The sequence below is a fragment of the Leptospira gomenensis genome (assembly GCF_004770155.1).
In the GTDB taxonomy this organism is placed as follows: Bacteria; Spirochaetota; Leptospiria; order Leptospirales; family Leptospiraceae; genus Leptospira; species Leptospira gomenensis.
In genome coordinates this window covers 133,788-146,703 of the sequence record NZ_RQFA01000010.1, presented here as the reverse complement: position 1 = coordinate 146,703, position 12,916 = coordinate 133,788, and the positions used below count along the sequence as shown (strand labels likewise).

Sequence of the window (12,916 nt, the reverse complement as noted above, 5' to 3'; positions counted from 1 at the left end):
GATTTGTTTTCGTTTCGGGCACGGTTGTGAAACATCACAAAGAAGATCTCGCCGAACTCATCGAAGGTGCGCGGGAGGGGGAAAAATTTCCTCTCGCGAAACTGATCTCCGGTGTGGAAAGACCGGATTCGTTCGAGTTTCGGAAAGAGTTGTTTGGAGCCCTCGCGCAGCGAGGGCTGAACGGACAGAATTCGTTGACGGTGGGATTTACCGGTACTCCGGGCGCGGGAAAATCCTCTTTGCTCGGAGAACTTGCGACTCAATTTCTCAAAGCCGACGACGGTGAAACGATGGCCATCGTAGCGATCGATCCTTCCAGTCATATTTCGGGCGGTTCGCTGCTCGGCGATCGAACCCGTCTTTCCCTTCCCGCACGGGAAAAGAGAATCTACTTTCGTTCCCAACCGAGTCAGTTGGAACTCGGAGGTGTCAATCCGTATACGTATCACGTCATCCGGTTGCTTCGTTGTTTTTTTCGCTACGTTTTTATCGAAACCGTCGGGATCGGTCAAAACGAGATCGAAGTCTCCAAGTTGACAGACCTTTCCTTTCTCGTATTGCAGCCGTTAGGCGGAGATCAGGTTCAATTCATGAAAAGCGGAATCATGGAGGTTCCGGATTCGTTCATTCTAAACAAATGCGACGAAGAAGTCCTCGCGAATTCCAGTTATCACATGTTGATCACGACTCTGGAGTTTCTGAAAGATATCCTACCTGGGAAGGAACTTCCTCCCGTTTTTAAAACTTCCACCAAAACGAAACAGGGCATTTCCGAACTTTTTGATTTTATCAGAAATGCGAAGCCGGTCGGCGATCGTTCCAAAGAAACGGACCTTCAACTGAAGAAGTGGATCAAAAACGAGTACGGCAACTTCGGTCTAAAAATTTTGGAAAACCTCTCCTACTCCTCGTCTTCCAGTTTCGAAGTTCTGGAGGGAAAAGCTCTCGAAGCGATTCGTAGGAATTTGAATTCTTAATCTCGCACAACTGAGTGGTGTTTGCAAAGAATACGCCTGGGCCGGACGGACGCGGTCAGCCTTGGGGCGGGGATTTTCTTGGCAGATTGTATGGATTTCGGGCGATCATCGGATTTGGTTCGAATTCGAGATCCCTTGAAACTGTGTTTTGTCTTAGGTCGAGGGTCCATATCATTCTGTAAATCCCGTGTAAACTAGGAACTCCTCGATTCAAAACATTCACGATGGAATCCCCGACCCCGACGTCTTCCAACCATAACATATAATTAAAAAGATAACACCGAGAAACTCCATGCGTCGCGGCCAACACACCCAAAACCGTCCAAGCCCCCTTGTTCACATGAATACTAAACTTCTTCATTTTACCGACAGCACGATTGTATTTAATCCTATCCGCTTGAAAATGAAGACGCTCCATCGACGAGAGATATTTACCGTATTTCCTCAACAGAAAAGGAAGTCTTTTCGGAAGAAATTTTCTCTCCTTCAAACCCAAACCGTACCAATACGATTCGGGAACCAACAAAGAATCCGTCTCCAACGGACCCTCGAACAAAACCGACTCAATTCTACGATCGGAAGCAAACGAAAGAATTTCCATACCGAAGACGGTTCCGAACAAACGCACCGCGGAACGATCACCGGAAAAAATTTTCACAACAACGTGGCGAAATAAATCTCGCTTCTCCTTGACACAAGAAATTTATTTCCTAACCTATTTCCCCTATGAAACCGACCAAAACGATTTTATCTTTAATCATTCTATCCGTATCCATTTTTGCGGAAACGGGGGAACATCCCGAACACGCGATCGGAGAATCTCTTTTGAAAATCGCCAAACGAGCGAACCTGCCCGAAGCGAGTGTAAGCGGATCGGGCATAAAAGCAGTATTGATAGTCGGCGACGTGGACGGAGACGACGGACCCGGAACCTTGGGATACAGTAAGAACATGCGAGCGATCGCGAAAATTCTCAGAGAAAGAGGCGTTTCCGTAACGGAATACTACAGTCCGAAAAACTCCTGGGATCAAATCCGACAATCGGTCCAAGGCGCGAACTTGTTATTGTATGCGGGGCACGGAGTGGGAAGCAACTTAACCGATTCTCCGTATCATCAAAAATACGTCGGAGGATTCGCGTTGAAGGGAAAATTCGTTTCGAACGACGACGTGGAAACCCGCTTCCATCCCGCGCCGGGGGCGATCGTACTTTTTTTAGGCGCTTGTTTTACCGCGGGCAACATGGCCTACGACATGGGAGTCATCGATGCGGAAGAAACCAAACATCGAATCTCGATGTATTCCGCGCCCTTTTTAAAAGCCGGCTTTCAAGGATATTACGCGACGTGGGCGCCTTGGACCGCACAAACTATCGTCGCCGAACTTTTTACGGACAAAAATTTCGGAACCATATACGAATCCCAGACGAAAACGAACGAAGTCACCAGGATCGATCACCCGACGTATCCGAACGCAAAACTTTACTATCACAAAGGCAGACAGGAATCTAAAACCGTATTCGACTACGCGTTTGCGGGAAATCCGAACGCGAAACTTAACCCCGCGTCAACTCCCGCCAAGGAAGAACCCAACTCTCCATCTAACACTAACAATACGCAGACGACTTTGTCTCAAGAAGAACAAACCGCGAAAAACGAAGCTCTCGTCAAAGCAACGTATAAGAAAGACGTAAAAACGGCCGCGAAATTGTTAAACGAAGGCGCAAACCCGAATACGGAAACGAAAGGATGGAGGATCCTTCATTTAGCGGTTTATTTCGATCTTCCCGAACTTGTGAAACTTCTTTTGGACAAAAAAGCGGATCCGAATCATCCGGTAGACGGATACACCGCGTTATCTTTGGCAAACGCATACGAACGAAGTTCGATCGTACCGCTTTTGGAAGCTGCGGGAGGAATCAGATCGAGGTCCGCATCGATCAAACCGAAACCGGAGAAACCTTAGCGGACGAACGAAACGATCAAAAACGGCGACGGAAGAAAAACGGAAAATTTCATTCCTTCAAACGGTTTTTGCGAAAACGACCAAAAGAATCATTTCAAAAGTTTGAACGCGTGTGACCAGGACTGGGAAAGAAAACCGGGAATACACCACAATATACAAAGCGGTTCGATCGCACGCGCGGCTTCGACCTTACCCATATCCTCCGTATTCCAACCGAAACGATCCAAAATCTCGCCTACTACGCGTTTGGCGGAATCGTCGTTGCCGCAGATGAACATACTCGGCTTACCTTCCTGAAAAACCGGATTGACCATCTTGCCGCTTCCGACGGAACTGAAACACTTAACGAAATTGGCCGAAGGAAATTCCTTTTGAAGCCGTTCCATAAGAGAATCCTCAAGGCTCGTAAAAAAACGAAGCACTCCGTGAACGGGAGGATCGTTCGAGATAGGGTTGGTCGTGTCGAGAATGGTTTTACCCCGAAGAGAATCCGCCGGAATCAACCGAAGCGCCTGCGAGGCCGCGCTTCCCTTCACCGCGAGAACGAGCACGTCGCCGAAAGAAGCTGCTTCCGCAAACGAACCGACCGAAGCGCCGGCTCCCGCGGAAGACAACCAATCCTTTAATTTTTCCGGATCCCGCGTTCCCACTTTCACATCCGCTCCGTGTTTTAAAAAACCGGACGCAAGCGTTTGACCCACGACCCCGGAACCTAAAATGCCGATTTTTTTACCTTTCATAAAAACTCCCGATTCACACTCGGATAAAAACGAAAATCCATCGATCCTTTTTCGAAAAGGGCCCTCTCCAAACGCGGAATTCGGATCCTAAACGGAAAAATCCCCGGAACCGAATCGATTTTTCGCCGATTTTTTTTCGAAAAAATCCTCCTTTTTCCGCAACAAGCTCCTCGAAAACCGCTCTATCTAAACAAATAGGAGCTGAAATTCAATGGCTATTATCCTCTCGTTTTTTATAGGACACTGGTTTTTATCTGCGTTCTCCCAATCGTTTTTTCTTCACAGATACGCGGCACACGCGATGTTCAAACTGAACAAGTTCTGGGAGAAGTTTTTTTATATATTCACTTGTGTCGCTCAAGGTTCCTCCTTTCTGAACCCGCGCGCATACGCGATCATGCACAGACAACACCACGCGTACAGCGACACAGGAAAAGATCCGCATTCTCCCGTTGCTTCCGAAGGTTTTTTGGATATGATGTGGAAAACCGCGGTCAACTACGAAGCGATCTTGGACAGAAAGGCCGATGTGGAAAAGGAATTCAAAGGAAATTATCCGGAATGGCCGGCCTTAGATCGTCTGAGCGATTCCTGGACCTTCCGCTTGACTTGCGGAACTCTTTATACGTTATTCTATCTTTACTTCGTTCCCGAAGGACAATACGGATGGTATCTTCTCCTTCCGATCCATTGGTTGATGGGACCGTTACACGGAGCAATCGTAAACTGGTGCGGACATATGTACGGATATAGAAACCATAAGGAAAATCCGGACAATTCCAAAAACACACTATTCGTGGACGTATTGATCGCGGGAGAATTGTATCAAAACAACCACCACGCTCATCCCAATTCTCCGAACTTCGCGTTCCGTTGGTTCGAATTGGATCTTACGTATCAGGTGATGAAAGTTCTCCATAAATTGGGGATCATCAAGATACAAAGGGCCGTATGGACCGAAAAAGGCAAAAAGGTGCTCTCAGGCTCGGACGTTCGCGTCGAACCAGCTTCCGGCGTAGCCGCCTAAGGAATCGAAACTCCTAAATAAAAAAACCCGCTTCGACAAGCGGGTTTTAAGTTTCGCCTTCGATCAAGATCGACTAACGTAGAAATTTTCGAACCGTTCCGTTATTCCAAATTTTCCAAGTCCTTTAAGATCTCCTCTTCGTAATTCTTCTTCAAAAGATCCAAAAAGTTATCAGGAAGCGGAATTTTATCGTTCAGAATCAGGGAAATCAATTCGTTTAACAATTCCGGTTCGTCGAAACCTGTAAACAACCACTCGAGAAGTTCCAGAGCGAGATCCATCCGACCTTCCACCGCGATCATATCAGAAAATTCCTTTCGTATCTCCGCGCGTCTTCCCGATTTCAAAAGCCCGCGAATTTTCTCGGGATAAAGATTGAGAAGCGTCTGCTTTTTTGCGTTGGAAGTGAATACGTATCGTTGTGAACCTTCGGGAAGATGCGACAAAGCTGCGGATTCGGCTTCATCGGCGGCAATTCCGTTCTCCTGCAAAGTTTTCAAAAGCACTTCGCCCAATAAAAAATCGCGAAACGGATGAAACGGAAACCCGGAACCCGAAGAGGATTCGGAACTCATTCCTTTTCGATCTCCACCTGCTTGCGGACTTTTTCGAAAAGACTTTCCAATTCCGCGGGAGTGAACTCCTTCGTAGGTTCGAAGGAACAAAAAACCGCTCGGTAATATTTGTCCTTATGAACCAGATAAAATCCGGATTCTTCCATGAGATTTCTGAGTTTGGTTTCCCTCGCCGCGGTTACCACGATGGTCACGGAGGAAAGTTTACTTTTACGATGATCGATATGAAAATAACAAAGGGCTTCTTCCGGATCCAAACGGTCGATTTCCTCTTTGATCTCGTCGAAACTCGTAACGTCGCGAGGTCCTTTGGGGTCGCGGTAATTGATCAGAACCCGTTTGAAGTAATGAACCTTGTCGCCTTCCGGAGTGATTTCGACCCCGTTTAAAACGCGGCGTTCGTCCGCGAGTTCCTTCATCAGGAACTCTCCCCTTCCCCGCGAACTTTCGATGTCGAACAATTCGGAAGAGAAATCCCCCCGTTTTACGTTTTCGTTGATCTGGGAAAGAGTGTATTTCATGCCCGGTTTCATCTCGTGTTTAAAGGACATCTTGAAAAAGGGATTCACGACTTCATTATGTAATTCTAATTCGATTTCCGCGTATTTTCCCTGACCGTGTTCGACAATGTTTTGTGTGGCCTCGGTGGCGATGATGCGGATCGTATCCGGATCCAAACCCGCCAAAGACGAATAACGGTGGACGAAGTTTTTGATTTCGTAGAGGGTTCCCAAACTTTCGTCGATCCTTCCCCGGATCTCGTTTTCGACGATCTCTTCCCGGAAGATCCGGGCGTAATAACGCACGTTAGCCATCCCTTTTTTGAGATACGGGGATTGGGCCGTGTTTTCTATCTGTCGTTTGAGTTTCCTATTTTCATCTTCTAATTCTTGAATTCGTTTCTCTTCTGGGGACATAAAGCCTTTATTTCTGTAACGAGATTTTCACATTCCCGATATCCAAACCGGTGGATTTCTAAACTAACGTTCGTGGTTATGGGTTCAAGTGATAATTCACTTTTTACTATGAGTTTCCGCCAAAAAATATTTTTAATCTTAAGCGCAAGTCAGTTGTTCCTCGTTTTGATTCTTGCGATCACTTTCATTCAAATGATCGACCGGGTCAAAAACGAACCGCAGGACAAACGGGCCTTCGACAAATCCGTGGATTTTCAAAAAGAACTACGGCATAAGGAGGAGACGATCCGTTTTATGCTCAAGGAGTTGGAGAGGAATTCGAAAACCGTTTCGATTTTAGAAAGCGGATCGAACAACCGTTCGATTCTAGATTCTCAGCGCGATTACTTTTCGGGAATCATGAAACAGTACGATCTTTCCATTTTCGAAGTGATCTCCCCTTCCGGAAAAGTGATATATAGATTCCACAGACCGGGCGATTTCGGTGACGATAAATCCAAACAAAAGATCGTGCAGGAGGCGTTCCAAGGAAAAATAGCGTCCACCCTCGAACTCGGGCACAGCGGCTTAGGATTGCGCGTAACGTCTCCCTTGAGGAATGGAGCAGTCGTTTTGGTGGGACAGGTAGTGGATCAGAAATTCACCGAGAACATCACCGGTTCGAACGACGTCCACATGGCGATTTACGAAAAAGACAAACGGATCTCCGTATCCGGACCGATCATCGAAAATTATCTCGAAAACAAAAACCCCTCCTCTCTCAAAAGCGGCTCTCGATTTTTCTTTTCCGGAAAACATTTTTATCTCACGCGGATCCCCTACGCCAACAGGGGACTCACCGATCTCGATTTGGAATTCGTACTTCTGATCGACGAAACCGAATTGTATTCCACGACCAGAAACTTATGGATCTATTGCGGGCTTTTGGCCTTGTCCATCTTCGTAGGAATTCTTCTCGTATCCTATCTTTTTTCCAGGGACATCATCAACGCGGTCAAGGCGCTCAATTTCGCGATGAAAAATCCCGGAGAAGACGAAACCACGATCATCGATTTGGACCGAACGGACGAACTCGGTCAAATGGGAGAGGTTTTCGTAAGTATGAAAAAGGAACTCCTCGAACACCAGTTGTATCTCGAAAGGAAGGTGGAGGAGAAAACCCAGGAATTGCAAGAAACGTTAAACGAAGTTCAGGCGCTTAAAGAAAAACAGGACGGGGATTATTATCTCACATCTCTGCTCATTCAACCGCTCACTTCGCTCCGTTACTCGGACGATAACACTAAGATCGAATCCGTCCTCAAACAGAAAAAGGAATTCCGATTCCGTACCAAAAATTCGGAAATAGGAGGCGATCTTTGTTCCATCCAGGAAATCACCCTGATGGGAAAAAATTACCTCGCGATTCTCAACGCGGACGCGATGGGAAAATCCATCCAAGGCGCGGGAGGAGCCCTCGTCATGGGGACCGTTTTCAAAGCTATCATAACGCGAACGCAACTTTCCCGTTCCAATCAAAAGAAAACCCCCGAGAAATGGCTCAAGGATTGTTACACCGAGTTACAGAACGTGTTCGTAACCTTCGACGGAAGTATGCTCGTCTCCGCGGTGATCGCATTGTTCGACCGGGAAACGGGTGCGTTGTATTCCATAAACGCGGAACATCCTTGGATGGTGTTGTATCGCGACGGCAAAGCGACGTTCTTAGACCACGAACTGCTTCTGCGAAAAATAGGATTCACCGAAAACGCCGCCGAACCGGTGATACGATTGTTTCGTCTCGAACCGGACGACGTATTGTTCATCGGATCCGACGGAAGGGACGACCTCCTTCTGAAAAAACCCGATTCTTCCGAAACGTTCATGAACGAGGACGAAACGTTGTTTTTGCGTCTCGTAGAATTGTCCAACGGAGAACTTTCCGATCTGGAAAAACTACTCTTCAGCACGGGAGAGGTTACCGACGATTTGTCCATTATGAGAATTGCATATAAGACCGAAACCGAAACGGCCTTCCAAAAAATCCCGTCCGCCGGAGACGAATACAATTCGCTCGTCAAGGAAGGAATCCAGGAGATACGGAAAAAGAATCTCAAGCGCACCCGAGTTCTTTTCGAACAGGCCCTCTCGATCAGCGACGCCGATCCCGGATTGTTCAAACAACTTGCAAGAATTTGCATCCACCAAAAGGATTTTCCGTCTGCGGCCGGTTATGCGGAAAACTACGTTGCCAGATTTCCGTTCGACAACGAATTTCTGTATTACACTTCCTTCAGTTTGAGAAAGACAAAGGAATATCCCAAGGCGATCGAATATGCGGAACGGCTCCGTTCCCGGGAACCGGCAAACCTGCGTAATCTGAAACACCTCGTGGAATTGTATAGACTCGTCGGGAACAGATCCAAATTCAGATCGATCATGTCGCTCCTCAAAACCCTAATCGCGGAAAAGGAAACAAAGGAAGAGGATCGCGACGAAGACGTTTCCTCCGAGCCGATTCTCGCGTAAACGTACGTCGGAGGAACGCAGAAAGTTCCCGCACCGAAAAAGCCCGAAAAAAAGATCCGAATTTAAGAACAGGAAACGGTTTCTTAAATAGAAAAATGGGTTTTTTGTTTTTTCAAGGATCGTATTTTTGGATCTTTCCATGCCGTCGGAAAGATTGAAATCCATCAAACGGGTTCTCATTTTGGGAAAACGCACCAAGTTCGAACTCGATCTGGAAGAATGGGGTTCTTTGGAGCAAATCCGAAAAATCTATAAGATTCAGAACGATTCCTTCGCGCGCATCCACGAATCGCATCTGCGACAAATCTCCAATCGCGAAACTCTCAAACGACTTTTTCCGAACGGCACATTCATCTTCCGAAAATCGATGGACGAACATCCCCCCGCCGATTTCGATCTCGTGATCTCTCTCGGAGGGGACAATCATTTCACGTACGTGGCCCACCACGCCGTGGACACGCTCGTATTGGGTTGTAATTCCGATCCGCCTACTTCCGTGGGGGCGCTCCTCTCTTTTCGCGTCGAGGATTTAAAGAACGCCTTGGAAACGGATTGGGCAAACGCTCGGATCGAGGAATGGCCTCTGATTTCGGTAAAGATCGATTATCCCGACGGAAGAATGGTCAATACCTTACAGGGTATCAGCGAAATTTCCATCCGCAACAATAGCCCCGATCTCACGAGTCGGTTTTTGATCTGTCACGGAGACGAAATGGAGGAACAGAAATGTTCGGGACTTTTGGTTTATACCGGAGCCGGTTCCACGGGTTGGGTTATGTCCTGTGAAAATACGGATACAAGTTTTGACAAACAATCTCCTTTTTTTAAAGTCTATTGTAGGGAACTCCGAAAAAAGGAACATACCCGTTATACCCTGGATCATTTCACGGTTACGGATCGTTTCAGTCTGATCTCGGAGATGAAAGGCGGAATTTCTATAGACTCGCTTGCGGAAACGATTTACGATTTTCCGCCCGGCGCAAAAGCTGAGTTTAGTCTTTCGGAAAAAAAATTACACGTAGTGGTTCGTAACGTATGAGTCAATTAAACATAAAAACAAAGGAAACATCTGCGGGAATTTTCGTCTACGCTTTGGACGGAAGATTGGATGAAAGCAGCTTCACGGATTTCAAAAAGGAAATCATCGATCCTCCGCATCCGGACGTCGTAATCCTCAATCTTGCGGAGCTGAAATACGTATCCAGTTCCGGAATCCGTGCGATATTCGAACTACGGAACAAACTAACCAACGAAGGTAAAAAACTTTTACTCACCGAAGCGTCCGAAAAGGTGATCCAAATTTTCAATCTGCTCGGATTGTGGAAACCATTCACCCACTTGGAAACGGAAGCCGAAGCGATCCAAGTCGCAGGCAAATAACCCTATCCTCGAAGATGTATGGCGACCACTCCCGGTCTCGGATCGGAGTCGCCACCGTAGGGCCAGCGGCTCGTGGGTTTGCGGAAATCCGAAGTCGTTTCCCCGGGATGTTGTACGGAAACGAAAAGTTCCGTTTCGTCGGGTGTAAACCAAAGTCCCGTTAATTCCGCTCCGACCGGAGAAGACGCGAATTGGAACGCCTTACCGCTTTGGGGACCGGCGGTCGGAATCACGAACATACCGTTGTTGCCGTATTTCTTATATACGGATTTATTTAAGTTCGCCGCAGAAATGTCCGTCACCATCCAGAGATTCCCGTTTTTATCGAAAGCCATATTGTCCGGAGCGGCAAAACCGGAACCGCTTCCTCCGGCGGCGAATACTTCGTAGTCGAATTCGAGCGAGGAATGATCCCCGTTTTTTTCGATAATTCGAACGATCTGGCCGAAAAGATTTCCGTGTTTGTCGTTATTCGTCATCGCGATAAAAACCGTGCCGTCCAAAGGATGAATCTCGATATCCTCGGGACGATCCATAGGAGTGGCGCCGAGGAGTTTGGCGGCCGCCCTACATTCCACGAGAACGTCCGCTTGCGAGGAAAACATCGTCTCTCCGTTTTCTTTCTTCGCGTTTTTGAGTTTGTCCGAGGATTCGAAATCGACCGGAATCCACGTGCCCTTTTCGAAATTCGCGGCGTAAAGAGTTCCCTCCTCCAAAAGGCGGGAATTCGCCGGACCGGCGTTCGAGTCGAACGAACCTTTCGAGACGAACTTATAAACGAACTGATCTTTGGCGTCGTCTCCCATGTATACCGTCAATTTACCGTTAGGTGAAAGTACGGTGGCCGCGTTTTCATGCGAGAAACGCCCCAAAGCCGTGTGTTTGACCGGAACGGAATCCGGACGGAACGGATCGACCTCTATTACCCAACCGTAATGTGTTTCGTCTGGAAGTTTACAGGCCTCCACAACCCATTCCACGTTTTCCTCGCAGGAAAGAACCGTGTTCCAAAACGTAAGACCTCCGGCGCAATTGGCGAACGTGCCGTAGACCCGGTTTTTGCCGTTCATCGCCGGACTTCCCGCGGCCGGACCCGTTAGGCGGAATTCCGTCGTTCCGTGAATTCTTCTCCCGTATTTGGAATCGGGATCCGCTTTCCAAACGCCGTCCCGTTTGGAAATACGCACGATCGATCCTCCGAGGGAATAAAGATATTGTTCGATCTGTTTGTCGGTTCTCGTATTCGATGCGGACTTCCTCGGATCGTAACCGTTCACGTAGTATTCCAAGACGCCTAACGTTTCGTGGTTGTTCCAAAGAAGACCGTTGTCCTTTTTATTCGAGAAAGGAAGATAACAGTTGAAATCGGAATTAAAACCGAACGTATCTCCGGCACGGTTGATTCTGTCTCCGTAAAGAGCGATCGTATCATAACGATACCCGGAAGGAAGAACGAGGGAATCCGACTCGTTCGGAAGGACGGGTTTGAAATCGGGAAAACCTCCCGTAACACGGAGTTTGCCGTCGGAGCGGAGATTTTTTTTTGCGGAAGCGGAAACCGAGGATACGCCGGACTTGGCAAGAGCCAAAGCGGCGGCACCTTTGCCTAAATACGTTAGAAATCGGGAGCGCGACAATGTCATAGAGTCGATTATTTCCGGACGTGCCTCCGATCGCCATCCTGAAATTCCCGAACGGAACCCATTTTATCTGGTTGTAATAATCCGAAGCGATGGAAAACTATCACGTTAAGAACGATAGACGTTCGATCTGCATGAATTCAGAATACTCCACTCCGTTTTACAAGATTCTTCTGATACTCGGGTGCAGCGCGCTTCTGTTCTTTTTTCCCTTCTATCTAAGAATCTCTTCCGAAAATCGACACTTGGACGAAGTCTATCACAAACTCCGCGAACCGGGCGAAACAGTATTCGGAACCCTAACCGAATCCGTACGAGTGGAAAAATCGGGAAGACGGGCCTACGTCGTGTCGTATCGCGTCCCGGACGAAACCGGAAAACTGCACGAGATCACCGAACAAGTGGACGGAAATTTGTACCAAAGACTTCGTGTGGGAGACAGCATCGAGGTGAGACGACGTACGTTTGAAACGTTCGGAAAGATCCGGGTGCTCGCTCGAATCAAAAAAAATTCACTCTTCGTAAACGATTTCGACTTTATGGAAACTTTTTCCCTGATCGGACTTTGTTTTTCGGGAATATTGGTCCTGACCGGATTTTATTACCGTATATTCAAGGGTCGGGCAGCTTGATATAGAAAGGATTTTCCTTCTTAAAGATCAGCTGAACCTGAAAAGGTTCCATGACGTATTTATACGGGTTCAACTCGTACGAAATATAACAGAAATATTTGTCGTATATTACAATATACATATATTCCTGAAACTTAATGTGCTGAAGTTGCCCCTTGATTCCTCTCATCCAAATGGAGTCTCCGTACACCCTTTCGTAACGGATCGAAGAGGCGTTAATGTTTTTGAGATATTCCTGCGGCGTGGAGGATTCCCGTTTCCTCAATTCGAGTTTGAAGGAACGGATCAGATTATATTCCAACTTGGCCTTTTCGAGCGCTCCGGCATCCGGAACCGTACGAAAATAATATTCGTAGTATTCTTTGTCGAGGGAAGCGGCGTCTTTGTCCTTATGAACCTCGCCGTTTTCCTCACGATTGTTGACCGGCGGAGGAGAAATCGGAGAGGCCTGCTCCTCGGCTAACAACGAGCAGGCGGCTAACACAAGTAAAACGATGATCGATCGAATCCGGAGATGGTCCATAAAACGTTCATTTTATGTATCGGACCGACTCC

13 protein-coding genes are annotated in these 12,916 nt (G+C 47.4%); 7 read left to right on the top strand and 6 right to left on the bottom strand.

Features of this window, described 5'->3' with window-relative positions; all coding sequences use genetic code 11:
- Positions 1-26: 26 nt before the first annotated feature.
- The gene (locus EHQ17_RS01900; protein ID WP_135595156.1) at positions 27-977 is read left to right on the top strand and encodes a P-loop NTPase family protein; all 951 of its coding nucleotides are present in this window, start codon (positions 27-29) and stop codon (positions 975-977) included.
- 55 nt (positions 978-1,032) lie between these two features.
- Here the strand turns inward: EHQ17_RS01900 and EHQ17_RS01895 are convergent, their stop codons facing one another.
- On the bottom strand, positions 1,033-1,578 hold the full coding sequence (locus EHQ17_RS01895) for a DUF1564 domain-containing protein (protein ID WP_135595194.1): 546 nt from the start codon (positions 1,576-1,578) through the stop codon (positions 1,033-1,035).
- Positions 1,579-1,703: 125 nt separating this feature from the next.
- Here EHQ17_RS01895 and EHQ17_RS01890 point away from each other — a divergent pair, with 125 nt between their 5' ends.
- Positions 1,704-2,942, top strand: coding sequence for an ankyrin repeat domain-containing protein (locus EHQ17_RS01890; RefSeq protein ID WP_135595158.1), 1,239 nt, complete (start codon positions 1,704-1,706; stop codon positions 2,940-2,942).
- A gap of 89 nt (positions 2,943-3,031) precedes the next feature.
- On the opposite strand, the gene EHQ17_RS01885 is transcribed toward EHQ17_RS01890, so the two are convergent.
- The gene (locus tag EHQ17_RS01885; RefSeq protein ID WP_135595160.1) at positions 3,032-3,682 is read right to left on the bottom strand and encodes an NADPH-dependent F420 reductase; all 651 of its coding nucleotides are present in this window, start codon (positions 3,680-3,682) and stop codon (positions 3,032-3,034) included.
- A 211-nt stretch (positions 3,683-3,893) separates the two neighbouring features.
- Here EHQ17_RS01885 and EHQ17_RS01880 point away from each other — a divergent pair, with 211 nt between their 5' ends.
- Positions 3,894-4,709, top strand: coding sequence for an acyl-CoA desaturase (locus EHQ17_RS01880; protein ID WP_135595162.1), 816 nt, complete (start codon positions 3,894-3,896; stop codon positions 4,707-4,709).
- A gap of 101 nt (positions 4,710-4,810) precedes the next feature.
- On the opposite strand, the gene EHQ17_RS01875 is transcribed toward EHQ17_RS01880, so the two are convergent.
- A complete protein-coding gene (locus tag EHQ17_RS01875) occupies positions 4,811-5,284 on the bottom strand; it encodes a hypothetical protein (RefSeq protein WP_135595163.1) in 474 nt (157 codons plus the stop codon).
- Positions 5,281-6,201 carry an ATP-binding protein gene (locus EHQ17_RS01870; RefSeq protein ID WP_135595165.1) on the bottom strand — a complete coding sequence of 307 codons (921 nt, stop codon included), beginning with the start codon at positions 6,199-6,201 and terminating at the stop codon, positions 5,281-5,283. The genes EHQ17_RS01875 and EHQ17_RS01870 overlap by 4 nt, the downstream gene beginning before the upstream one ends.
- 108 nt (positions 6,202-6,309) lie before the next feature.
- Here EHQ17_RS01870 and EHQ17_RS01865 point away from each other — a divergent pair, with 108 nt between their 5' ends.
- The 3 genes from EHQ17_RS01865 to EHQ17_RS01855 all read left to right on the top strand — a co-directional run bounded on the left by EHQ17_RS01865 (position 6,310) and on the right by EHQ17_RS01855 (position 10,089).
- Entirely contained in the window at positions 6,310-8,709 is a 2,400-nt protein-coding gene (locus tag EHQ17_RS01865) for a PP2C family protein-serine/threonine phosphatase (RefSeq protein WP_135595167.1), read from the top strand.
- A 139-nt stretch (positions 8,710-8,848) separates the two neighbouring features.
- The gene (locus EHQ17_RS01860) at positions 8,849-9,748 is read left to right on the top strand and encodes an NAD(+)/NADH kinase (protein WP_135595196.1); all 900 of its coding nucleotides are present in this window, start codon (positions 8,849-8,851) and stop codon (positions 9,746-9,748) included.
- Entirely contained in the window at positions 9,745-10,089 is a 345-nt protein-coding gene (locus EHQ17_RS01855; protein ID WP_135595169.1) for an STAS domain-containing protein, read from the top strand. The genes EHQ17_RS01860 and EHQ17_RS01855 overlap by 4 nt, the downstream gene beginning before the upstream one ends.
- Before the next feature lie 2 nt (positions 10,090-10,091).
- On the opposite strand, the gene EHQ17_RS01850 is transcribed toward EHQ17_RS01855, so the two are convergent.
- Complete coding sequence (locus tag EHQ17_RS01850) at positions 10,092-11,732, bottom strand: PhoX family protein (protein ID WP_135595171.1); 1,641 nt, start codon at positions 11,730-11,732, stop codon at positions 10,092-10,094.
- 131 nt (positions 11,733-11,863) lie between these two features.
- On the opposite strand from EHQ17_RS01850, the gene EHQ17_RS01845 reads away from it, so the two are divergent.
- Complete coding sequence (locus EHQ17_RS01845; RefSeq protein ID WP_135595172.1) at positions 11,864-12,361, top strand: hypothetical protein; 498 nt, start codon at positions 11,864-11,866, stop codon at positions 12,359-12,361.
- Here EHQ17_RS01845 and EHQ17_RS01840 read toward each other — a convergent pair.
- The gene (locus EHQ17_RS01840; RefSeq protein WP_135595174.1) at positions 12,342-12,884 is read right to left on the bottom strand and encodes a hypothetical protein; all 543 of its coding nucleotides are present in this window, start codon (positions 12,882-12,884) and stop codon (positions 12,342-12,344) included. The genes EHQ17_RS01845 and EHQ17_RS01840 overlap by 20 nt on opposite strands.
- Between the last annotated feature and the right edge of the window lie 32 nt (positions 12,885-12,916).